The sequence below is a fragment of the Nonomuraea sp. NPDC049419 genome (assembly GCF_040676995.1).
In the GTDB taxonomy this organism is placed as follows: domain Bacteria; phylum Actinomycetota; class Actinomycetes; order Streptosporangiales; family Streptosporangiaceae; genus Nonomuraea; species Nonomuraea salmonea.
In genome coordinates this window covers 33,054-53,125 of the sequence record NZ_JBFAQB010000028.1, presented here as the reverse complement: position 1 = coordinate 53,125, position 20,072 = coordinate 33,054, and the positions used below count along the sequence as shown (strand labels likewise).

Below are 20,072 nucleotides of genomic sequence, written 5' to 3'. Positions count from 1 at the left end.
CTCATCCCTTGAACGTCCTCGCGAACCGCTTCACCGCGGCCTCGTAGATCTCGTCGCTGTCGAGCCTGCGCAGCTCCTCCGCCATCAGCTCCGACGTCTGCCGCCTGGCCAGCGCCACGTTCCTGTCGGGCTGGCCGGGGCGGGAGAGCGTGGCCAGCCGGGCGTCGGTGCGCACGACGGACAGTTCACCCTCGGCGAGCTGCAGGCGTACGGCGGTCAGGCCGGGACCCGCCGACTCGGTCACCTTGACCGAGCAGCCCAGCCGCTCCGACAGCCAGGCCGCGAGCAGCGGCGCGCTGGGGTGGCCCGCCGAAGCCTCGACGACGCCCTTGCGCACCTTGCCCACCGGCTGGTCGAACGCGGCGGCGAGCAGGCTGCGCCACGGCGTCAGCCGGGCCCACGCCAGGTCGGTGTCGCCGCGGGCGTAGCCCTTGGCGCGGATGACCAGCGACTTGACGCCGCCGTCGTCGAAGCCCTTGGCGTCGGTGATGCGCCGCTGCGCGAGCGCACCGATGGCGTCCTTGGACGGCACGTCGGGCGCCGCGCCCGGCCACCAGGCCACGACCGGCGTGTCGGGCAGCAGCAGGGGGCTGACGACGGAGTCGGCGTGCTCGGTCAGCTCGCCGTACAGGCGCAGCACCACGACCTCGCCCGGCGTGTTCTCGCCGATGCGCAGCTCGGCGTCGAGCCTGATCGGCTCGTCCTCCTCGCGCTTGATCACCACGATGATGCGCGACGGGTGCTCGCGGGCCGCCTCGGTGGCGGCGCGCAGCGCGTCGTACTGATGGCGCTCCTCGCTCACCACGACGAGCGTGAGCACCATGCCGATGGCCGGCGCGCCCATCTGGTGCCGCAGGTGCGTGAACTGGGCGGCGATCTTCCCGGCCGTGGTGTCGGTCAGCATGAAGGTCGTCATGTCAGAGCCTCCTCCACACGCGGCCGTCGCGGGCCATCATCGCGTCGGCCGACTCGGGGCCCCACGACCCCGACTCGTACGCCTCCGGCTGGCCCTGCGTGGCCCAGAACTCCTCGATCGGGTCGAGGATCTTCCACGACAGCTCCACTTCCCGCTGGTGCGGGAACAACGGTGGATCGCCGATCATCACGTCGAGCAGCAAGCGCTCGTACGCCTCCGGCGACGACTCCAGGAACGACTCGCCGTAGGCGAAGTCCATGGACACGTCGCGCACCTCCATCGCCGTGCCCGGCACCTTCGAGCCGAAGCGCACGGTGATGCCCTCGTCCGGCTGCACCCGCACGACCAGCGCGTTCTGGCCGAGGATCTCGGTGTCGTCGGCGCTGAAGGGCAGGTGCGGCGCCCGCTGGAACACCACGGCCACCTCGGTCACCCGGCGCCCCAGCCGCTTGCCGGTGCGCAGGTAGAACGGCACCCCGGCCCAGCGCCTGTTGGCGATCTCCAGTTTGATCGCGGCGTACGTCTCGGTCGTGGACTCCGGCGAGATGCCCTCCTCCTGGAGATAGCCGACGACCTTCTCGCCGCCCTGCCAGCCGGCGGCGTACTGGCCGCGCGCGGTGTTGAGCCCCAGGTTGGCCGGCAGCCGCACGGCCTTGAGCACCTTCTCCTTCTCCCGGCGCAGCGAGGCCGCCTCGAACGAGGTCGGGTCCTCCATCGCGACCAGCGCGAGCAGCTGGAGCAGGTGGTTCTGGATCACGTCGCGGGCGGCCCCGATGCCGTCGTAGTAGCCGGCCCGGCCGCCGATGCCGATGTCCTCGGCCATCGTGATCTGCACGTGGTCGACGAAGCTGCGGTTCCAGATGGGCTCGTAGAGGTTGTTGGCGAACCTCAGCGCCATGATGTTCTGGACGGTCTCCTTGCCCAGGTAGTGGTCGATCCTGAAGATCGAGCTCTCCGGGAAGGCCGAGGTGGTGATCTCGTTCAGCTCGTGGGCCGACTGCAGGTCGTGGCCGAACGGCTTCTCGATCACCACGCGCCGCCACGAGCCGTCGGGGGCGTCGGACAGGCGGGTGCGCTTGAGCTGCTCCACCACCACGGGGAAGAACTTCGGCGGCACCGACAGGTAGAAAGCGTAGTTTCCGCCCGTGCCCCGGGTCTCGTCGATCTCGGCCAACGCCATGGCGAGCGCGTCGAAGGCGCCGTCGTCGGAGAACTCGCCGGGCACGAAGTGGATGCCCTCGCGCAGCTGCTTCCAGACCTCCTCGCGGAACGGCGTCCGCGCATGCGCCTTGACGGCCTCATACGTCAACTGGGCGAAATCCTGGTCCTTCCAATCGCGCCGGGCGAAGCCGACCAGCGAGAAGCCGGGCGGCAGCAGCCCCCGGTTGCCCAGGTCGTAAATGGCCGGCAACAGCTTGCGCTTGGCCAGGTCACCCGTCACGCCGAACAACACCATCACGCACGGCCCTGCCACCCTGGGCAGCCGCTTGTCGCGCGGGTCGCGCAGCGGGTTGGCCGCCGCCACCGCCTCGGTCGTGGCAGTGCCGGCGACGGCCGACGCCACGGCGAGCGCCTCTTCCGCGGGAGCCGCGGCGACGGGCTCCTTCGCGGATGCCGCGGGGTCTGCGCGGTCAGTCATCTCAAGCCTCCTGTGCGGCTGCGAGCAAACGCGCGACTCCCGCCGCGCGGTCGGTCAGATGCAGGCGTACGGCGGGGCGCCCGCGGGTCTCCAGGGCCCCCAGGTCCCCCAGCGCCTGCGCGAGCTGGAGCCGGCCCAGCGTGTAGGGCCGGCCGGGAACGGCGACGTCTTCCTCCACTGCCCCCGTGATCTGCAGAAACACGCCGTTCTGTGGCCCGCCCTTGTGGTATTGCCCGGTCGAGTGCAGGTAGCGCGGCCCCCACCCGAACGTCACCGGCCGGTCGGTGCGCAGCGCGAGCAGGGTGCGCAGGGTCAGCGGGTCGGCCATCATCCAGGCGTCGGTCATCTGCTCGAAGTCGGCGCCGTCGGGCACCAGGGCGTCGAAGGCGGCCAGCCGGTCGAGGTAGGCGGTGACCGCGAGGTAGCCGTCGCCGGGGATCGCGTGCAGCAGCTCGGCGAACAGGCCGGGCAGGTCCTTCGCCGTCGCCGCGCCGTACGCCTCGACCGGGCCGTCCACGAACGACGGCGCGCCGGTCGGCAGGTCGGGCAGGGCCAGCAGCGCGTCGGCGCCCGCGGCCGACTCGGCCACGTTGGGCTCGTCGAACGGGTTGACGCCCAGCACCGAGCAGGCGAGGGCGGTCGCGTACTCCCAGACCAGGAACTGCGCGCCCAGCGGCCCGTCCACCCGCACGTCGCCGACGTCGGAGTCGATGGCGACGACCAGCTCGTCGCGGGTGCCGTTGGGGTCGGCGCCCACCACCGGCAGGATCCCCCTGCCCTGCTTGCCGGTGGACTCCGCGACCAGCTCCTCGATCCAGTCGGGCAGGCCGTTGATGGCCGTCAGCTGGTCTTCGAGCACCAGCTTGTCGCGGCCGGCCAGCGTCGCGCCGGCGAGCGCGGCGCCCAGCTCGAGGCCGGGGTTGCCGGTGTCGCGCGACAGCAGCGGCGACACCTCGTCGGCGTCGTCCAGCAGGCGCTCCACGTCGGCCCCCGCCAGCGCGGCGGGCACCAGCCCGAACGCCGACAGCGCCGAGTAGCGGCCGCCCACGCTGAGGGCGGCGGGCACGAGCTGGTAGCCGGCCGACACGGCCCGCCGTTCGAGCGGCGAGCCGGGAGCGGTGACGATCACGATGTGGCCGGCCGGGTCGAGCCCCGCGTCGGCGAACTGCTGCTCGTAGACGCGCAGCAGGCTGTCGGTCTCGACCGTCGAGCCGCTGCGCCCCGCCACCACCACGACCGTGGCGGAAAGGCCCTCGGCCAGGGCCCTGCGGACCTGGCCTGGGTCGGTCGTGTCGAGCACGGTGAGCGGCACGTCGGCGGTGTCGCAGATGACCTGCGCCGCCAGCGACGAGCCGCCCATGCCGGCCAGCACCACGTTCGTCAGGCCCGCGGCGCGGGCCCGGCCCGCGAGCTCGCCCAGCACGGGCAGCAGCTCGCGGGAGTGGCGGGGCAGCGACAGCCAGCCGAGCCGGGCCGCCGCCTCCGCCTCGGCGTCCTCACCCCACAACGTGGGGTCGCCGCCGGCGAGCCGCGCGGGCACGCCGTCGGCGACGAGGCGCCCCGCGACGGAGGAGGCGGCGGATGCCACCCCCTCCTCGCGGTAGGAGACCTCCATCACGGAACCAGGTTCTTGGTGACGCTCTCGAGCAGCTCGTTCCAGGACGCCGCGAACTTCTCCACGCCCTCGTCCTCCAGCACCTTCACGACGTCGTCGTAGTCGATGCCGGCGTCCTTGAGCGCGGCCATGGTGTTCCAGGCCTGCTCGTAGAACGGGCGCACGGTGTCGCCCGAGATGGCGGCGTGGTCGGCCGTGGCGTCGAGCGTCTTCTCCGGCATCGTGTTGACGGTGCCGGGCGCGACGAGCTGGTCGACGTAGAGGGTGTCGGAGTATTCGGGGTTCTTGACGCCGGTCGAGGCCCACAGCGGCCGCTGCGGCCGGGCGCCGGCGTCGCGCAGGCGCTGCCAGCGCTCGGAGTTCATCACGTCCTCGAACGCCGCGTACGCCAGGCGCGCGTTGGCCACGCCCGCCTTGCCCTTCAGCTCCGGCTTGCCCAGCTTGTCGAGCCGCTTGTCGATCTCGGTGTCGACGCGGCTGACGAAGAACGAGGCCACCGACTCGATCGTGGCCAGGTTGAGCCCCTTGGCCTGCGCGGCCTCCAGGCCGGCGAGCCAGGCGTCCATGACCGCGCGGTAACGCTCGAGGGAGAAGATCAGCGTGACGTTGACGCTGATGCCCTCCGACAGCGCCTGCGTGATCGCGGGCAGGCCCTCCACCGTGGCCGGGATCTTGATCATCAGGTTGGGCCGGTCGACCAGCCACCACAGCGCCCTGGCCTCGGCGATCGTCTTCTCGGAGTCGCGCGCCAGGCGCGGGTCGACCTCCAGCGAGACGCGGCCGTCCACGCCGCCGCTGGAGTCGTAGACCGGGCGCAGCACGTCGGCGGCCCAGCGGATGTCGTAGGTGGTGATGGCGCGCACGGCCTCGCCGACGTCGACGCCGCGGACCGCGAGGTCGTGCAGCTGGGCGTCGTAGGCGTCGCCCTTGCTGAGCGCGTTGGCGAAGATCGTCGGGTTGGACGTCACCCCGACGACGTTCTTGGCGCGGATCAGCTCTTCGAGGTTGCCGGTGCGCAGCCGCTCACGGCTGATGTCGTCGAGCCAGATGGCCACGCCCTGGCCGGACAGCTTGTTGAGGATCTCGCTCATCTCTTCTTCAGTTTCCCGTCGTCTCGCCCTTGTCCTGACCCAGCTTGGCCAGGCTCGCCCTCGCCGCGGCCGCCACGCGCTCCGCCGTCAGCCCGAACTGCTCGTACAGAGTCCTGTACGGGGCCGAAGCACCGAAGTGTTCGAGGCTGACCACCTCGCCGCACTCGCCGACGTACTCGTGCCAGCCGAGCGCGATGCCCGCCTCGACCGCGACCCGAGCCCGGATCGACGAGGGCAGAACCGTCTGCCTATATGCGGAATCCTGCCCCTTGAACCATTCGACACACGGCATCGAGACCACCCGCGTCGGGATGCCCTGCGACTCCAGGAGTTCGCGGCCCTCGACGGCGAGCTGCACCTCGCTGCCCGTGGCGATGAGGATGACCCTCGGCTGGCCGTCGGACGCCTCGCGCAGCACGTAGCCGCCGCGGGCCACGCCGTCGGCGCTGGTGCCCTCGTAGACCGGGAGGTTCTGGCGGGTCAGCGCCAGCGCGGCGGGCCGGTCGGTGTGCTCCAGCACGGCCTTCCAGGCATAGGCCGTCTCGTTGGCGTCGGCGGGCCGGACCACGTCGAGGCCGGGGATCGCGCGCAGCGCCCACAGGTGCTCGATCGGCTGGTGGGTGGGGCCGTCCTCGCCGAGGCCGATGGAGTCGTGCGTCCACACGTAGGTGACCGGCAGCTTCATCAGCGCGGCCAGGCGCACCGACGGCCGCATGTAGTCGGAGAAGACCAGGAACGTGCCGCCGTAGGGGCGGGTGCCGCCGTGCAGGGCGATGCCGTTGAGGATGGCGCCCATGGCGTGCTCGCGGATGCCGAAGTGCAGCGTGCGGCCGTAGCGGTTACCGGGGAACTCCTTGGTCTGGTATTCCTCCGGGATGAAGGACGGCTCGCCCTTCATCGTGGTGTTGTTGGACTCGGCCAGGTCGGCCGAGCCGCCCCACAGCTCGGGCAGCACCGGCGCGAGCGCGTTGAGCACCTCGCCGGAGGCCTTGCGGGTGGCGATCGAGGCGCCCTTGTCGAACGACGGCAGCGCGGTGGCCCAGCCGGCCGGCAGCTCGCGGTGCGAGATGCGGTCGAGCTCGGCGGCCCGCTCGGGGTTGGCCAGGCGCCACTCGCTGTAGCGCTTCTCCCAGTCGGCGTGATCGGCGCGGCCACGCTGGGCGATGCCGCGGGCGTGCTCCAGCACCTCGGCCGGCACGTCGAAGCTCTTGCTCGGGTCCATGCCGAGCACTTCCTTGGTGGCGGCGACCTCGGCCTCGCCCAGGGCGGAGCCGTGGATCTTGCCGGTGTTCTGCTTGTTGGGCGCGGGCCAGCCGATGATCGTGCGCAGCCGGATGAACGACGGGCGGTCGGTCTCGGCCTTGGCCGCCTGGAGCGCCTCGTAGAGCGCCTGGACGTCCTCGACGTAGTCGCCGGTCGCGGTCCAGTCGACGCTCTCGGTGTGCCAGCCGTAGGCCTCGTAGCGGGCCACGACGTCCTCGGACTTGGCGATCTGGGTGTCGTCCTCGATGGAGATGTGGTTGTCGTCGTAGACGACCACGAGGTTGCCCAGCTTCTGGTGGCCGGCGATCGCGCTGGCCTCGTGGCTGATGCCCTCCTCGATGTCGCCGTCGCTGACGAAGCACCAGATGTGGTGGTCGAACGGCGAGGTGCCCGGTGCGGCGTCGGGGTCGAACAGGCCGCGCTCGCGGCGGGCCGCCATCGCCATGCCGACCGCGTTGCCGAGGCCCTGGCCGAGCGGGCCCGTCGTGGTCTCGACGCCCGCGGTGTGGCCGTGCTCGGGGTGGCCGGGGGTCAGGCTGTCCCACTGGCGCAGCCGCCTCAGGTCGTCCAGCGTGAGCCCGTAGCCCGACAGGTAGAGCTGGAGGTAGAGCGTCAGGCTGGTGTGGCCGCACGACAGCACGAAGCGGTCACGCCCGATCCACGAAGGATCGGTCGGGTCATGCCGCATGACGTGCTGGAACAACAGGTAGGCGGCGGGGGCCAGGCTCATGGCGGTGCCGGGGTGACCCGAGCCCGCCTTCTCCACTGCGTCCATCGCCAGTGCCCGGACGACGTCGACCGCCTTCTTGTCGAGGTCGGTCCATTCAAGGGCTGGCACGAGTTCGGTGCTCAAGTGCTCGATCTCCGGAATCTAGTTGTCATTGGTTGTGGCTTGTCCCGCCCGCGGCCCGCACGATCGGCCGCGAGATCGCGTGGCCCGCGCCTACACGGGACACTAACCGAGGCGGCAGGGCGATCGATTCCCATTCCACCCTCGCGTGTCCATGTACGGCTCAAGCCCCCCATTGGCCGGACCGGCTCACCCTGCGACTACAGTTTGTTTGTTCGCAGGGGCGTTCCGGCGCCCGCCCATGGATCCGCTCTAATCAGAGGTTACGCGTTGACTTCCGACAGGCTGGAAGCGCCTTGACGGTGCTGACCAACAGGCAGGCGACGGCCCCCTCTCCGCAGGTGGAGGCGCCGCGCTCGATCGGCATGACCGTCAAGGCCTACATCGCTCTCACCAAGCCGCGGATCATCGAGCTGCTGCTGATCACGACACTGCCGGTGATGTTCCTCGCAGCAGGCGGCCTGCCGCCGCTGTGGACGTCGATCTCGGTCATGGTGTTCGGCACCCTATCGGCGGGCAGCGCCAACGCGCTCAACTGCTACGTGGATCGCGACATCGACCAGAAGATGCGGCGCACCCGCAGGCGGCCGCTGGCCCGGCACCAGGTGTCGCCGCGCAACGCGCTGATCTTCGGCGTCGCGCTGGGCGTGGCGTCCACGCTGGGGCTGTGGCTGACCACCAACTGGCTGGCCGCGCTGCTGTCGCTCGGCGCGATCCTGTTCTACGTGCTGGTCTACTCGATGATCCTCAAGCGCCGCACGGCCCAGAACATCGTGTGGGGCGGCATCGCGGGCTGCATGCCGGTGATGATCGGCTGGGCCGGCATCACCGAGCGGCTCGACTGGGCGCCGCTGGTGCTGTTCGGGGTGGTGTTCTTCTGGACGCCGCCGCACACCTGGACGCTGGCCATGCGCTACAAGGAGGACTACGCGGCGGCGAAGGTGCCGATGCTGCCGGTGGTGGCCACCGAGCGGCGGGTGGTGCTGGAGTCCATCGCCTACACCTGGGCGACCGTGCTGTGCTCGCTGGCGCTGTGGCCGGTGGCGGGCACCACGCTGTTCTACCCGGTGGTGGCGGCCGTGCTGGGCGCGATGTGCCTGTGGGAGGTGCACCGCCTGCTGGCCAGGCTCAACGCCGGCAAGACGGGCGTGCAGCTGCGGCCGATGCGCTTCTTCCACTGGTCGAACGCCTACCTGGCGCTGCTGTTCCTCGCCGTGGCGATCGATCCCCTCTTGTCCTGACTTTTCCGGCCCGGCCATTGCGCCGGGCTTTTTCACGTTCGTATCATGCACATATGAACACCTCTTCAGATGTTGTCACCAGCCTGGACGGATGCGCAGTGCCGGAGGCCGACGCCGCCAGGGTCGCGGCCACCCGCGACCGGCTCGTGACGCCTGAGGAGGCCACCCGGCTGGCCGAGCTGTTCCGCCTGCTCGGCGACCCCACCAGGGCCAGGCTGCTGTACGCGCTGCTGGAGGCGGGCGAGCTGTGCGTGTGCGACCTGGCGGACGCCGTCGAGGTGACCGACACCGCCGTCTCCCACGCGCTGCGCCTGCTGCGCACGGCCGGGATCGTGGCCAGCCGCAGGGCCGGCAGGACGATCTACTACCGGCTGGCCGACGCCCACGTCCGCATGCTGCTCGACCTGAGCCGGGAGCATCTGAAGGAGACGGGATGAGCGGGGGGCACGGGCACGGGCATGCCCTGAGCCAGGAAGCCGACAAGCGCTACCTGTGGGGCGCGCTCGCGCTCATCCTCACCTTCATGGTGGCCGAGGTGGTCGCCGGCGTGGTCGCCAACTCGATCGCGCTGATCTCCGACGCCGCCCACATGCTGACCGACGCGAGCGCGATCGCGCTGGCGCTGGTCGCCATGCGCATCGCCGCCCGCCCGCCCAAGGGCGCCTACACCTTCGGCTACAAGCGGGCCGAGATCCTCTCGGCGCAGATCAACGGCGTCACGCTGCTGCTGCTCGTGGCGTACTTCGTGTACGAGGGCGTGCACCGCATCCTGGAGCCGCCCGACGTGCACGGCCCGATCGTGCTGGTCACCGCGGTGGCCGGGATCGCGGTCAACGCGGGCGCCGCCCTGCTGCTGTCGAAGGCGGACCGGCGCAGCCTGAACGTCGAGGGCGCCTTCCAGCACGTGCTCAACGACATGTACGCCTTCGTCGCCACCGCCGTCTCCGGCCTCGTGGTCTGGCTGACCGGCTTCCGCCAGGCCGACGCCATCGCCGCGCTCGTGGTGGCGGCGCTCATGCTCAAGGCCGGCTGGGGGCTGCTGCGCGACTCCGGCCGCGTGCTGCTCCAGGCGGCGCCCAGCGACCTCGACCCCGACGAGATCGGCCGCCTGCTCGCCGCGGACGCCGACGTGGAGGAGGTGCACGACCTGCATGTCTGGACGGTGACGAGTGGCTATCCGACGCTGTCGGCCCACGTGATCGTGGCCCGCGGCTCCGACTGCCACCAGGTGCGCACCCGGCTCGCGGACCTGCTGCACGAGCGGTTCGCGATCGGTCACACGACGCTGCAGGTCGATCACGGGGTGCCGGGACTCGACCGGCACTGCGCGGACCCGCACGGACCCCGGCACTCTGATCCGTTAAAGTCACCCTATGGCGACCCGTGATCCACGCTGGGTGTTGAAGGACCGCCCGTCGTTCGCGTTGATCATCGGGCTGGTCGTCACCGGCATCTGCGCCCTCGTCTCGTTCTCCTTCGACGTGATCAACGGCGCTCCGGTGCAGTTCTTCATCGCCCTCGCCCTCGCGCTCGCGCCGGTGCCGCTGCTGCTCGCCGCGGTGCTGGCGCTCGACCGCATGGAACCCGAGCCGCGCAGCAACCTCATCTTCGCCTTCGCCTGGGGCGCAGGCATCGCGGTGCTCGTCGCCGGCGTGATCAACTCGCTCAACCTGCACTACATCATCGACACCGCCAAGCTGTCGGAGGCGAGCGCCCGCAACATCGCGGCCACGTTCGGCGCCCCGGTCGTGGAGGAGACGATGAAGGGGCTGGTGCTGCTCGGCCTGCTGCGCTTCCGCAGGGCCGAGCTCGACGGGCCCACCGACGGCGTCATCTACGCCAGCATGGTCGGCCTCGGCTTCGCCATGAGCGAGAACGTCAGCTACTACCTCGGCGCCCTGTCCACCTCGGGCGTCAAGGGGCTGGCCGTCACGGTGGTGCTGCGCGGGGTGCTGTCGCCGCTGGCCCACCCGCTGTTCAGCTCCATGATCGGGGTCGCGGTGGCGTACGCGGCGCAGCGCAGCGGGCCTGAGCGCACCACGTACGTGCTGGCCGGCTGGACCGGCGCGATGATCCTGCACGGGCTGTGGAACGGCCTGGCCTCCTACGGCGGGTTCCCCGGGCTCGTGGTGGCCTACCTGGCGCTGCTGGTCGTGCTGGTGGTGCTCATCGGCGTGGTGTTCAGGGACCGGCGGCGCATCGTGGCGCTCATCCAGCGCTACCTGCCGCCGTACGAGCCGACCAAGCTCGTCACGCAGGCCGACATCTACATGCTCTCGGCCTTCTCGCGGCGCCGCCAGGCCCGGCAGTGGGCCCGCGCCCACGGCGGCAAGGCCGGCGTGCGCGCCATGCGCGACTACCAGCTCGCCGCCACCGAGCTGGGGCTGCTGCACGAGCGGGCGGCCCGCCACATGGTCGACGAGCACACCTTCCACGAGGAGCAGCGGGCGCTGCTGGAGTGCATGAGCACGGCCAGGGCCGACTTCCCCGTGCCGTCGATCCACGCGCGCTCGGCGGCGCGGGGCTCACCCCCGCCCGGCTACGCTCCCGGCGCCCCCACCTGACGCGGCCAGTGGCTCTGCCAGGATCCGCGTGAGCGAGACCTCGCGCGGCCCCGGGAAGACGGGGTCGGAGCGCAGGATCACGGCGTCGGCGAACGCCTTGCCGGTGGCGAACAGCTCGCGGGCGGCACCGGCGTAGGTGGTGGCGGCGTAGCGCCTGGCCGAGTCGTCGCCCACCCCGAACGCCTCCAGCCCCGCCGCCCTGCACAACGTCACCGCGCGGGGGATGTGGAACTCCTGGGTCACCACGGTGACCTGCTCGGCGCCGAAGACGCGGCGGGCCCGCACGCACGAGTCCCACGTGTCGAACCCGGCGTAGTCGAGCACCATCACGGCGTCGGGCACGCCCCTGGCGCGCAGGTAGTCGCGCATCGCCGTCGGCTCGTCGTAGTCCGCGCGGCTGTTGTCGCCCGACAGCAGCAGGGCGCGCACCTTGCCGCTCCGGTAGAGGTCGGCGGCGATGTCGAGCCTGCGGGCCAGCATCGGGCTGGGGTGGACGCCGTCGTACAGGCCGGCGCCCAGCACGAGCGCGGCCTGCGCGGCCGGCACCCGCGCCTGCCAGCCCTGGTCCTCGGCCGTGTCCTCCACCGTGGTCCGATGCCCGTAGCTGCTCAGCCAGGCCCACGTCATGGGGGCCAGCGCGAGCACGCTGGCCAGCACCAGCCCCTGGTACGTGCGGCGGAGCGCCTTACGGGAGAGGTGGACTTTTCCCAGCAAATCGCACCTCTTCGGAGCCGGGGGAGTGGCGGACATCACCCCTCAAACCCTGGCATATCCGATCAGAGGGCGGCGGCTGTTTCGGTGGGGGAGGGGCTCACGGGGGCGGGCTCGCGGTCGCGAGACCGCAGCGAGGTGACGACCCGCAGCGCGGCGATCCACACCAGGGTCGAGCCGAGGACGTGCAGCAGCACCAGCATCGCCGGCACGGCGAGGAACCATTGCGTGTAGCCGATCACGCCCTGCAGCAGCTCCACCCCGAACAGCGCGAGCGCGGCCCGCCGGGCCGGACGCGGCGCGTTGGTCACGTGGAGGGCGAACAGCAGCGCGAACGTCAGCCCGACCACGGCGTAGGCGATGTCGGCGTGGAAGCGGGCGATGGCCTCGATGTCGAAGTCGAAGCGGGAGGCCAGCGCGTCGCCCGAGTGCGGGCCGGTGCCGCTGACCCCGACGCCCACCACCAGCAGCACGAACACGGCGGCCAGCAGCACGTGGCCGAGCCGCCTGATGTCGCGGTGGGTGATGCGCCGCACGGGGGCGTCGCCCTCGCCGGAGCGCGCGTAGAGCAGCCAGCAGACCGCGATGAGGCCGCTGGAGATCAGGTAGTGCATGCCGACCGTGAACGGGTTGAGCATGGTGTTGACCACCAGCCCGCCCCACAGCGCCTGGGCGACGATGCCGACCGGCTGCAGCCAGGCCAGCCGGACGAGGGAGGTGCGCCGGGGCGCCATCCGCAGCGCCGCGAGCACGCACGCCACGCCCACGGCCAGCACCAGGAACGTCAGCAGCCGGTTGCCGAACTCCACCGCCATGTTGAGCGGATCGACCTCGGGATGCAGCACGGGGACGAAGCTGTCGGGCGTGCACCGCGGCCAGGTCGGGCAGCCCAGCCCGGAGGCGGTCACCCGCACCCCCGCCCCGGTGACCGTGATGCCGGCGTTGACCACCACGGACGCCAGCGCCCATGCCCGCATGGACCGTTCGGTCGGGACCCAGAAGGAGCGCAGGAGCCGGACGAAGGGGTTGGTGCTGTCGGCGGGTAGCTTCACGTCATCGATGGTAGGGGCCGGACCGGGCGGTCCCGCCATCGGCCACCGGACCCGCTGGTACGGGCTTCTCAAGTCCTCAAGGTATGTGACATATTACTGGGAGGAGGTGGTGATGTCCGACGTGATCGTCGTCGGCGCCGGAGTCGTGGGCGCGGCCTGCGCCTACTACGCCGCGCGCGCGGGACTCGACGTGACCGTGATCGATCGCGGGCCCGTGGCCGGCGGCACGACCGGCTCGGGCGAGGGCAACGTGCTGGTCTCCGACAAGGAGCCGGGGCCCGAGCTGGAGCTGGCGGTGCTGTCCAACCGGCTGTGGCGCGAGCTGGCCGAGCACGGCGGGTTCGAGTTCGAGCCCAAGGGCGGGCTCGTCGTCGCCGAGACCGAGAAAGTCATGGTCGCGCTCACCGACCTGGCCGGGCAGCAGGGCGTGGAGCACCGCCTCGTCCCGGCGTCCGGGCTGCGCGACTACGAGCCGCACCTCGCGGACGGGCTGGCCGGCGGGGTCTTCTACCCGCAGGACGCCCAGGTCCAGCCCATGCTCGCGGCCGCCACCCTGCTCAGGCACGGCGCCGAGAGCTTCGGCGAGGGGACGCTGCGGCTGCGGCTCGGCGCCCAGGTCACCGGGTTCCTGCGCTCCGGCGACCGGCTCACCGGTGTGCGCACCACCCAGGGCGACGTGCTCGGCGGCGCCGTCGTCAACGCGGCGGGCACCTGGGGCGGCGAGGTCGCCGCGCTCGCCGGGGTCGAGCTGCCGATCCTGCCGCGGCGCGGCTTCATCCTCGTCACCGAGCCCCTCAGCCAGCCGCTCATCAGGCACAAGGTCTACACCGCCGCCTACGTCACCAACGTCGCCAGCGACAACGCCGGCCTGGAGACCTCGGCCGTCATCGAGGGCACCCCCGCCGGAACCGTGCTCATCGGGGCCAGCAGGGAACGCGTCGGGTTCGACCGCACCACCTCCGTGCCCGTGCTCGCCCGGCTCGCCCGGCAGGCGGTCGAGTTGTTCCCCGCGCTGGGCGGCGTCCGGGCCATCAGGTCCTACTGCGGGTTCCGGCCGTACTGCCCCGACCACCTGCCCGTCATCGGCGCCGATCCGCGCGTACCGGGGCTCTACCACGCCTGCGGGCACGAGGGCGCCGGCATCGGGCTCGCGCCCGCCACCGGGCACCTGCTCGCCCAGTTGCTCACCGGCGAGCGGCCCGCGCTCGACCTGCACCCCTTCCGTCCCGACCGCTTCGCGGAGGAGGCCGCATGACCTTCCACATCACCGTGGACGGCCGGCAGGTGCCGGTCGTGCCCGGCCAGACCATCGGCGCGGCCCTGCACGCGGCCGGGGTGCGGTCATGGCGCAGCACCCGCTTCGGCGGTCGGCCGCGCGGGCTGTTCTGCGGCATCGGCGTCTGCTTCGACTGCCTCATCTCGGTGAACGGCCGCGCGCCCGAGCGCGCCTGCCTCCTGGAGGCGGCTCCCGGGGACGAGGTGACGACGGCATGAGCAACCCATCGACCGACGGCACCGTGATCGGTGGCGGGGTTCGCGACGGCGGGACATACGACCTCGTGGTGATCGGCGGCGGCCCGGCGGGGGTGGCAGGAGCCCTCACAGCGGCCCTGGCCGGCCTGCGCGTGGCCCTGCTGGACTCGGGCCTCCGGCTCGGCGGCCAGTACTTTCGCCACACCGCCGCCGAGGAGGCCGGCGGGAAGGTCTCGCCCGACCTCGCCCGATTCCTGCGCCAGGCGCGGGCCCTGGAGGCGCGCGCCGACGTGCTGCTGCGCCACCAGGTCTGGAACGTCTCCCGCCAACCCGACGGCGAGTTCCTCGTGCACTGCGCCACGCGCGGCCCCGATGGGGAGCGCGTTGTCGAGGTGCGCGGCCGGCGGTTGCTGATCGCGACCGGTGCGCACGATCGGCCGTTGCCCTTCCCCGGCTGGGATCTGCCCGGGGTGCTCACCGCCGGTGGTGCGCAGGCGCTGCTCAAGGGGGCCGGGGTGGTCGCGGGGCGGCGGATCGTGGTGTCCGGTACGGGGCCGTTCCTGTTGCCGGTCGCGGCCGGGCTGGCCGCGGCCGGGGCGCGGGTGCTCGGTGTGCACGAGGCCAACGGCGGGTTCGGGCTGGCCAGGCATCCCCTGCGGGCCCTGGGCAAGGCGGGGGAGGCCACCGGGTACACCGCCGCGCTGGCCCGGCATCGGGTGCCGTACCGGACCAGACAGGCGGTCGTGGCCGCGCACGGCGAGCGCGAGGTCCAAGCCGTCACCGTGGCCAGGCTCGACGCCGATTGGAACGTGCTGGCCACCCGCGTCGTCGAGTGCGACACCGTGGCCGTGGGCTACGGGTTCGTGCCGCAGATCGAGCTCGGCACCCAGCTCGGCTGCGCGACCAGGCACGACGTGGACGGCAGCCCCGTGCTCGACGTGGACGTCGTCCTGCGCACCAGCGTCCCCGGCGTCTGGGCGGCCGGCGAGCCCACCGGCGTGGCCGGATGGCGGCCCGCCGAACTGGAGGGCCGCATCGCCGGCCACGCCATCGCCGCCGCCGCCGGCCGCACCCCCGACGCGGGCCGCTCCAGCGCCGCCGGTCGCTCCGCCGCCACGGGCCGCGCCGCGGCAGGGCCGGGCGCTGGGGGCGACGGTGTTCCTGCGGTGCTGCTGCGGCGGCGGGAGCGGGGGCGGGGGTTCGGAGCGGCGTTGCAGGAGGCGTACCCGGTCAAGGCGGGGTGGCGTACCTGGTTGCGTGACGACACACTCGTGTGCCGGTGTGAGGAGGTGCCGCTGGCGCGCGTACGCGAGGCGCAGGAGCTCGGCGCCACCGACGCCCGCGCCGTCAAGCTCCTGGCCCGCCCCGGCATGGGCTGGTGCCAGGGCCGCATCTGCGGCTACGCCGTCTCCTGCCTGGCCGGGGAGCCGCCGCAGCCGCCGCGCCGCCCGATCGCCCAGCCGGTGACGCTGGGCGCGCTGGCCGAGCTCACCACCGACCCCGACGAGCGCCCCGCTCACTGACCCCTGGAGGACTGCCCCGATGGACAACCGCAGCAAGCCCTGGCACGGCATCATGGTCGCCACCGCGCTGCCCCTGCGCGACGACCTGTCGGTCGACTACGGCCGCTACGCCGAGCACTGCGCCTGGCTGGTCGAGCACGGCTGCGACGGCGTCGTGCCGAACGGCTCGCTCGGCGAATACCAGACCCTCACCCACGACGAGCGGGCCAAGGTGATCGAGACCGCCGTCGAGACCGTGGGCGGCGCACGGGTGATGGCCGGGGTCGGCGCGTACGGCGCGGGCGAGTCGCGCCGCTGGGCGGAGCAGGCGGCCGAGGCCGGCTGCGGCTCGGTGCTGCTGCTGCCGCCCAACACCTACCGGGCCGACGAGCGGGCCGTCATGGAGCACTCCGCGCAGGTCGCCGAGGTGGGCATCCCGGTCGTGGCCTACAACAACCCCTACGACACCAAGGTCGACCTGACCCCCGCGTTGCTCGCCAGGCTGCATGAAGAGGGGTTCATCGTGGCGATCAAGGAGTTCTCGGGGGACGTGCGGCGGGCGTACGAGATCGCCGAGCTGGCCCCCGAGCTCGACCTGCTGATCGGCTCCGACGACGTGCTGCTCGAGCTGGCGATCGCGGGCGCGAAGGGGTGGATCGCCGGCTACCCGAACGCGCTGCCCGAGTCGAGCGCCGCGCTCTACCGGGCGGCGGTGGCGGGCGACCTGGAGACGGCGCTGCCCCTCTACCGCAGCCTGCACCCGCTGCTGCGCTGGGACTCCAAGACCGAGTTCGTGCAGGCCATCAAGCTGTCGATGGACCTGGCGGGCCGGCACGGCGGCCGGTGCAGGCCGCCCAGGCAGCCGCTCACCGACGAGCAGGCCGCTATCGTGCGGGCGGCGACCGAGAAGGCACTGGCAGAAGGGCTGCGATGAGGACAAAGCGCGTTTTCCACGCCGTCGACTCCCACACCGAGGGCATGCCGACCCGCGTCATCACCGGCGGCATCGGCGTCATCCCCGGCGCGAGCATGGCCGAGCGGCGCGTCTACTTCCGCGACAACCTCGACCACATCCGCACCCTGCTGATGACCGAGCCGCGCGGCCACTCGGCCATGAGCGGCGCCATCCTGCAGCCGCCGACCAGGCCGGACGCGGACTTCGGGGTGCTGTTCATCGAGGTGTCGGGGCTGCTGCCGATGTGCGGCCACGGCACCATCGGGGTGGCGACCGTGCTGGTCGAGACCGGCATGGTGGAGGTCGTCGAGCCGGTCACCACCGTGCGCCTGGAGGTGCCCGCCGGGCTCGTCGAGGTGGACGTCGAGGTCGAGGACGGCATGGCCATGTCGGTGACGCTGCGCAACGTGCCGTCCTACTGCGACCGGCTGGACGCCAAGGTGAGCGTGCCGGGGTTCGGGGAGATCCCGTACGACCTGGCCTACGGCGGCAACTTCTACGCCATCGTCAACCTCGACCACTACGGCCTGCCGTTCGACCGCGCCGCGAAGAACGAGATCATCGCCGCCGGCCTGGCCACCATGGAGGCGATCAACGCCGCCGACGAGCCGGTGCACCGCGAGGACGACCGCATCCGCGGCTGCCACCACGTCTACTTCGCCGCGCCGGGCTCCGACGCCACGCACTCCCGGCACGCCATGGCCATCCACCCCGGCTGGTTCGACCGCTCGCCGTGCGGCACCGGCACCAGCGCCCGCATGGCGCAGCTGCACGCACGCGGCGAGCTGGAGACCGGGAAGGAGTTCGTGAACGAGTCGTTCATCGGCACCCGGTTCATCGGCCGGGTGCTGGAGGAGACCGAGGTGGGCGGGCAGCCCGCGATCCTGCCCTCGATCACCGGGCGGGCCTGGATCACCGGCACCGCCCAATACTTCCTCGACCCTCGCGACCCGTTCCCCGCCGGTTTCGAGCTGTGAGGACGCCGCGATGATCACGACCGTCGACTACCACACGGGCGGTGAGCCGTTCCGCATCGTCACCGGCGGGGTGCCCGAGATCGCCGGGTCCGGGGTGCTCGACCGGCGCACCACGGCGATGGCCGAGTTCGACGACGTGCGGCGGCTGCTGTGCAACGAGCCGCGCGGCCACGCCGACATGTACGGCTGCTTCCTGGTGCCGCCCGACGACCCGGGCGCGCATCTAGGAGCGCTGTTCTGGCACAAGGACGGCTTCTCCACCGCGTGCGGGCACGGCACGATCGCGCTGGGCGCGTACGCGGTGCACGATGGGCTGGTCGAGGCCCCTGCCGACGGGGTGGCCGACGTGGTGGTGGACGTGCCGTCGGGGCGGGTCACCGCCCGCGTACGCACCGCCGCCGGCCGCGTCGACACCGTCACCTTCGTCAACGTGCCCTCCTTCGTCCTGGCCAGAGGCGTGCCCGCCGGGGACGTCCTGGTGGATCTCGCGTACGGCGGCGCCGTCTACGCCTCGCTGCCCGCCGCCGACCTCGGCCTGACCGTCGAGCCCCGGCACCTGGGCGCGCTCATCGAGCACGCCCGCCGCATCAAGGCGGCGCTGGCCGGCCACCCCGCCACCCGGCACCCGTCGGACGAGCGGCTCTCCGGCGTGTACGGCGTGATCTTCCACGAGGACCTGCCCGGCCTGGACGGCGTACGGCACCAGCGCAACGTCACCGTCTTCGCCGACGGCGAGGTGGACCGCTCGCCCTGCGGCTCCGGCACGGCCGCCCGCATGGCGCTGCTGCACGACGCCGACGGGACCGCGACGCTGGTGCACGAGAGCGTCGTGGGCAGCGTCTTCACCGCCCGCGTGGGCACCACGACCAGCGACGGCGTGGTGGCGGAGATCGACGGCACGGCCTACAGGACCGGTCGGCACACCTTCGAGCTCGACCCGGCCGACCCGTTCCCGACCGGATTCACGCTCCGATGAGCGCGCCGGCGGGAAGGCAGGGAAGCGGGGCCTCCGGCGCTGGGCCGGACAACCCGCAGGAGCGATTGGCCGGGTCGGCGAGCCAACCCACGACCGGGCCGGGGAGCCCACACGAGAGCGGGCCGGCGAGCCCGGCCATCACCGCGCCGACGGGTGGGCTGCCCTATCTCGACGCGGCCACCGTCGAGCGGCTGGTGCCCATGGGGCGGGCCGTGGCGGTGCTGGAGGAGGCGTTGCGGGCCGGGCTCGATCCGGAGGCGACGCCGCAGCGGCCGGTCGTGGACGTGGCCGCGGGGCAGCTGCTGCTCATGCCCGCCGCCACCCGGCGCTATGCGGGCGTCAAGGTCGTCAGCATCGCTTTCGGGAACCCGGAGCGCGGGCTGCCCCGGATCCAGGGGACGTACCTGCTGTTCGACGGCGACACCCTGGCGCCGCTCGCCGCCCTGGACGGGATCGCGCTGACCTCGCTGCGCACGCCCGCCGTCTCGGCCCTGGCCGTCCGGCACCTGGCCGAGGAGGGGGCGCGGCGGCTGGTGGTGTTCGGCAGCGGGCCGCAGGCGTACGGGCACGTCGCGGCCCTGCGCGAGGTGCGGCCCGTCGAGGAGGTCACGGTGGTCGGCCGCGACGCCGCCCGCGCCGAGGCGCTCGCCGCCCACTGCCGCGCCCAGGGCCTCACCGCCCGCGCCCTGACCAACCGCGAGGCCGTGCCCGCGGCCCCCACCGCCGCCCCGGCAGCGGACGCAGGGGAGGCCGCGGTGAGCCGGGCGGTGATGAAGGCGGGCGCGGTGGACGGTGCCGTGGACAGTGCCGTGGACAGTGCCGTGGACAGTGCCGTGGCGGAGGTCGTCCCGGTGGACGGTGCGGTGGCGGAGGCGGTTGCCGGGGCTGATCTGGTCGCGTGCTGCACCACCGCCAGGACCCCCCTGTTCCCCGGTAAGCTCGCCCGCGACGGCGTCACCGTCGTCGCCGTCGGCTCCCACGAGCCCGGCGCCCGCGAGCTCGACGACGACCTGGTCGCGCGCGCCACCGTGGTCGTGGAGGCGAGGGCGGCCGCCCTGGAAGAGGCGGGAGACCTCCTCGTGCCGATCGGCCGGGGTACGATCACCTCTCGCCATCTCGCCGGTAACCTCGCCGACCTGATCGCCGGAAGGGTGGTCGCGGGTCCGGGGCCGCGCGTGTTCAAGAGCACCGGCATGGCGTGGGAGGACCTCGTGGTCGCGGCAGCCGCTTACGAGGCGTGGACATAG

General features: G+C 72.4%; 18 protein-coding genes. 11 read left to right on the top strand and 7 right to left on the bottom strand.

Annotation, left to right across the window (positions count from 1 at the left end; genetic code table 11):
* Window position 1: 1 nt before the first annotated feature.
* Genes AB0K12_RS44250 through tkt form a run of 5 tightly spaced genes read right to left on the bottom strand, consistent with a single transcriptional unit; the run spans window position 2 to window position 7,377 of the window.
* On the bottom strand, window positions 2-916 hold the full coding sequence (locus AB0K12_RS44250) for a glucose-6-phosphate dehydrogenase assembly protein OpcA (protein ID WP_364574602.1): 915 nt from the start codon (window positions 914-916) through the stop codon (window positions 2-4).
* Window position 917: 1 nt separating this feature from the next.
* Window positions 918-2,555, bottom strand: a complete 1,638-nt coding sequence (gene zwf, locus AB0K12_RS44245; protein ID WP_355421800.1) for a glucose-6-phosphate dehydrogenase — start codon at window positions 2,553-2,555, stop codon at window positions 918-920.
* A gap of 1 nt (window position 2,556) precedes the next feature.
* Window positions 2,557-4,170, bottom strand: a complete 1,614-nt coding sequence (locus AB0K12_RS44240) for a glucose-6-phosphate isomerase (RefSeq protein WP_364574673.1) — start codon at window positions 4,168-4,170, stop codon at window positions 2,557-2,559.
* On the bottom strand, window positions 4,170-5,261 hold the full coding sequence (gene tal / locus AB0K12_RS44235; RefSeq protein WP_364574600.1) for a transaldolase: 1,092 nt from the start codon (window positions 5,259-5,261) through the stop codon (window positions 4,170-4,172). The genes AB0K12_RS44240 and tal overlap by 1 nt, the downstream gene beginning before the upstream one ends.
* Before the next feature lie 7 nt (window positions 5,262-5,268).
* Entirely contained in the window at window positions 5,269-7,377 is a 2,109-nt protein-coding gene (gene tkt / locus AB0K12_RS44230) for a transketolase (protein WP_364574598.1), read from the bottom strand.
* Between the two features lie 293 nt (window positions 7,378-7,670).
* Between tkt and AB0K12_RS44225 the strand changes: the two genes are divergently transcribed.
* The 4 genes from AB0K12_RS44225 to AB0K12_RS44210 are packed head-to-tail and all read left to right on the top strand — an operon-like array spanning window position 7,671 to window position 11,179.
* A complete protein-coding gene (locus tag AB0K12_RS44225; protein WP_355421809.1) occupies window positions 7,671-8,615 on the top strand; it encodes a heme o synthase in 945 nt (314 codons plus the stop codon).
* Window positions 8,616-8,668: 53 nt separating this feature from the next.
* The gene (locus AB0K12_RS44220; RefSeq protein WP_345386133.1) at window positions 8,669-9,052 is read left to right on the top strand and encodes a metalloregulator ArsR/SmtB family transcription factor; all 384 of its coding nucleotides are present in this window, start codon (window positions 8,669-8,671) and stop codon (window positions 9,050-9,052) included.
* Window positions 9,049-10,002, top strand: a complete 954-nt coding sequence (locus tag AB0K12_RS44215; protein WP_364574595.1) for a cation diffusion facilitator family transporter — start codon at window positions 9,049-9,051, stop codon at window positions 10,000-10,002. The genes AB0K12_RS44220 and AB0K12_RS44215 overlap by 4 nt, the downstream gene beginning before the upstream one ends.
* The gene (locus tag AB0K12_RS44210) at window positions 9,989-11,179 is read left to right on the top strand and encodes a PrsW family intramembrane metalloprotease (protein WP_364574593.1); all 1,191 of its coding nucleotides are present in this window, start codon (window positions 9,989-9,991) and stop codon (window positions 11,177-11,179) included. The genes AB0K12_RS44215 and AB0K12_RS44210 overlap by 14 nt, the downstream gene beginning before the upstream one ends.
* Here the strand turns inward: AB0K12_RS44210 and AB0K12_RS44205 are convergent.
* Complete coding sequence (locus AB0K12_RS44205) at window positions 11,141-11,893, bottom strand: ElyC/SanA/YdcF family protein (RefSeq protein WP_364574591.1); 753 nt, start codon at window positions 11,891-11,893, stop codon at window positions 11,141-11,143. The two genes, AB0K12_RS44210 and AB0K12_RS44205, sit on opposite strands and share 39 nt — an antisense overlap.
* Before the next feature lie 62 nt (window positions 11,894-11,955).
* Entirely contained in the window at window positions 11,956-12,942 is a 987-nt protein-coding gene (locus AB0K12_RS44200; RefSeq protein ID WP_364574589.1) for a COX15/CtaA family protein, read from the bottom strand.
* Here AB0K12_RS44200 and AB0K12_RS44195 point away from each other — a divergent pair.
* From AB0K12_RS44195 to AB0K12_RS44165, 7 genes are read left to right on the top strand one after another with little or no spacing between them, the layout of a single operon-like run.
* Window positions 12,824-14,197, top strand: coding sequence for an FAD-binding oxidoreductase (locus AB0K12_RS44195; protein WP_364574587.1), 1,374 nt, complete (start codon window positions 12,824-12,826; stop codon window positions 14,195-14,197). The two genes, AB0K12_RS44200 and AB0K12_RS44195, sit on opposite strands and share 119 nt — an antisense overlap.
* Window positions 14,194-14,436: a (2Fe-2S)-binding protein gene (locus AB0K12_RS44190; protein WP_345386119.1), complete on the top strand. Its 243-nt coding sequence runs from the start codon at window positions 14,194-14,196 to the stop codon at window positions 14,434-14,436. Before AB0K12_RS44195 ends, AB0K12_RS44190 begins: the two co-directional genes overlap by 4 nt.
* Entirely contained in the window at window positions 14,433-15,938 is a 1,506-nt protein-coding gene (locus tag AB0K12_RS44185; RefSeq protein WP_364574585.1) for an NAD(P)/FAD-dependent oxidoreductase, read from the top strand. Before AB0K12_RS44190 ends, AB0K12_RS44185 begins: the two co-directional genes overlap by 4 nt.
* 19 nt (window positions 15,939-15,957) lie before the next feature.
* Entirely contained in the window at window positions 15,958-16,851 is an 894-nt protein-coding gene (locus AB0K12_RS44180) for a dihydrodipicolinate synthase family protein (protein WP_364574583.1), read from the top strand.
* Complete coding sequence (locus AB0K12_RS44175) at window positions 16,848-17,849, top strand: proline racemase family protein (RefSeq protein ID WP_364574581.1); 1,002 nt, start codon at window positions 16,848-16,850, stop codon at window positions 17,847-17,849. The genes AB0K12_RS44180 and AB0K12_RS44175 overlap by 4 nt, the downstream gene beginning before the upstream one ends.
* Before the next feature lie 10 nt (window positions 17,850-17,859).
* Window positions 17,860-18,825, top strand: coding sequence for a proline racemase family protein (locus AB0K12_RS44170; RefSeq protein WP_364574579.1), 966 nt, complete (start codon window positions 17,860-17,862; stop codon window positions 18,823-18,825).
* Entirely contained in the window at window positions 18,822-20,072 is a 1,251-nt protein-coding gene (locus tag AB0K12_RS44165) for an ornithine cyclodeaminase family protein (protein WP_364574577.1), read from the top strand. Before AB0K12_RS44170 ends, AB0K12_RS44165 begins: the two co-directional genes overlap by 4 nt.

Excerpts from the sequence above, each read along its gene's own strand:
- AB0K12_RS44250 (WP_364574602.1), bottom strand. The coding sequence starts at position 916 with ATGACGACCTTCATGCTGACCGACACCACGGCCGGGAAGATCGCCGCC.
- zwf (WP_355421800.1), bottom strand. The coding sequence starts at position 2,555 with ATGACTGACCGCGCAGACCCCGCGGCATCCGCGAAGGAGCCCGTCGCC.
- AB0K12_RS44240 (WP_364574673.1), bottom strand. The coding sequence starts at position 4,170 with ATGGAGGTCTCCTACCGCGAGGAGGGGGTGGCATCCGCCGCCTCCTCC.
- tal (WP_364574600.1), bottom strand. The coding sequence starts at position 5,261 with ATGAGCGAGATCCTCAACAAGCTGTCCGGCCAGGGCGTGGCCATCTGG.
- AB0K12_RS44220 (WP_345386133.1), top strand. The coding sequence starts at position 8,669 with ATGAACACCTCTTCAGATGTTGTCACCAGCCTGGACGGATGCGCAGTG.
- AB0K12_RS44215 (WP_364574595.1), top strand. The coding sequence starts at position 9,049 with ATGAGCGGGGGGCACGGGCACGGGCATGCCCTGAGCCAGGAAGCCGAC.
- AB0K12_RS44210 (WP_364574593.1), top strand. The coding sequence starts at position 9,989 with ATGGCGACCCGTGATCCACGCTGGGTGTTGAAGGACCGCCCGTCGTTC.
- AB0K12_RS44195 (WP_364574587.1), top strand. The coding sequence starts at position 12,824 with ATGCCGGCGTTGACCACCACGGACGCCAGCGCCCATGCCCGCATGGAC.
- AB0K12_RS44190 (WP_345386119.1), top strand. The coding sequence starts at position 14,194 with ATGACCTTCCACATCACCGTGGACGGCCGGCAGGTGCCGGTCGTGCCC.
- AB0K12_RS44185 (WP_364574585.1), top strand. The coding sequence starts at position 14,433 with ATGAGCAACCCATCGACCGACGGCACCGTGATCGGTGGCGGGGTTCGC.
- AB0K12_RS44180 (WP_364574583.1), top strand. The coding sequence starts at position 15,958 with ATGGACAACCGCAGCAAGCCCTGGCACGGCATCATGGTCGCCACCGCG.
- AB0K12_RS44175 (WP_364574581.1), top strand. The coding sequence starts at position 16,848 with ATGAGGACAAAGCGCGTTTTCCACGCCGTCGACTCCCACACCGAGGGC.
- AB0K12_RS44170 (WP_364574579.1), top strand. The coding sequence starts at position 17,860 with ATGATCACGACCGTCGACTACCACACGGGCGGTGAGCCGTTCCGCATC.
- AB0K12_RS44165 (WP_364574577.1), top strand. The coding sequence starts at position 18,822 with ATGAGCGCGCCGGCGGGAAGGCAGGGAAGCGGGGCCTCCGGCGCTGGG.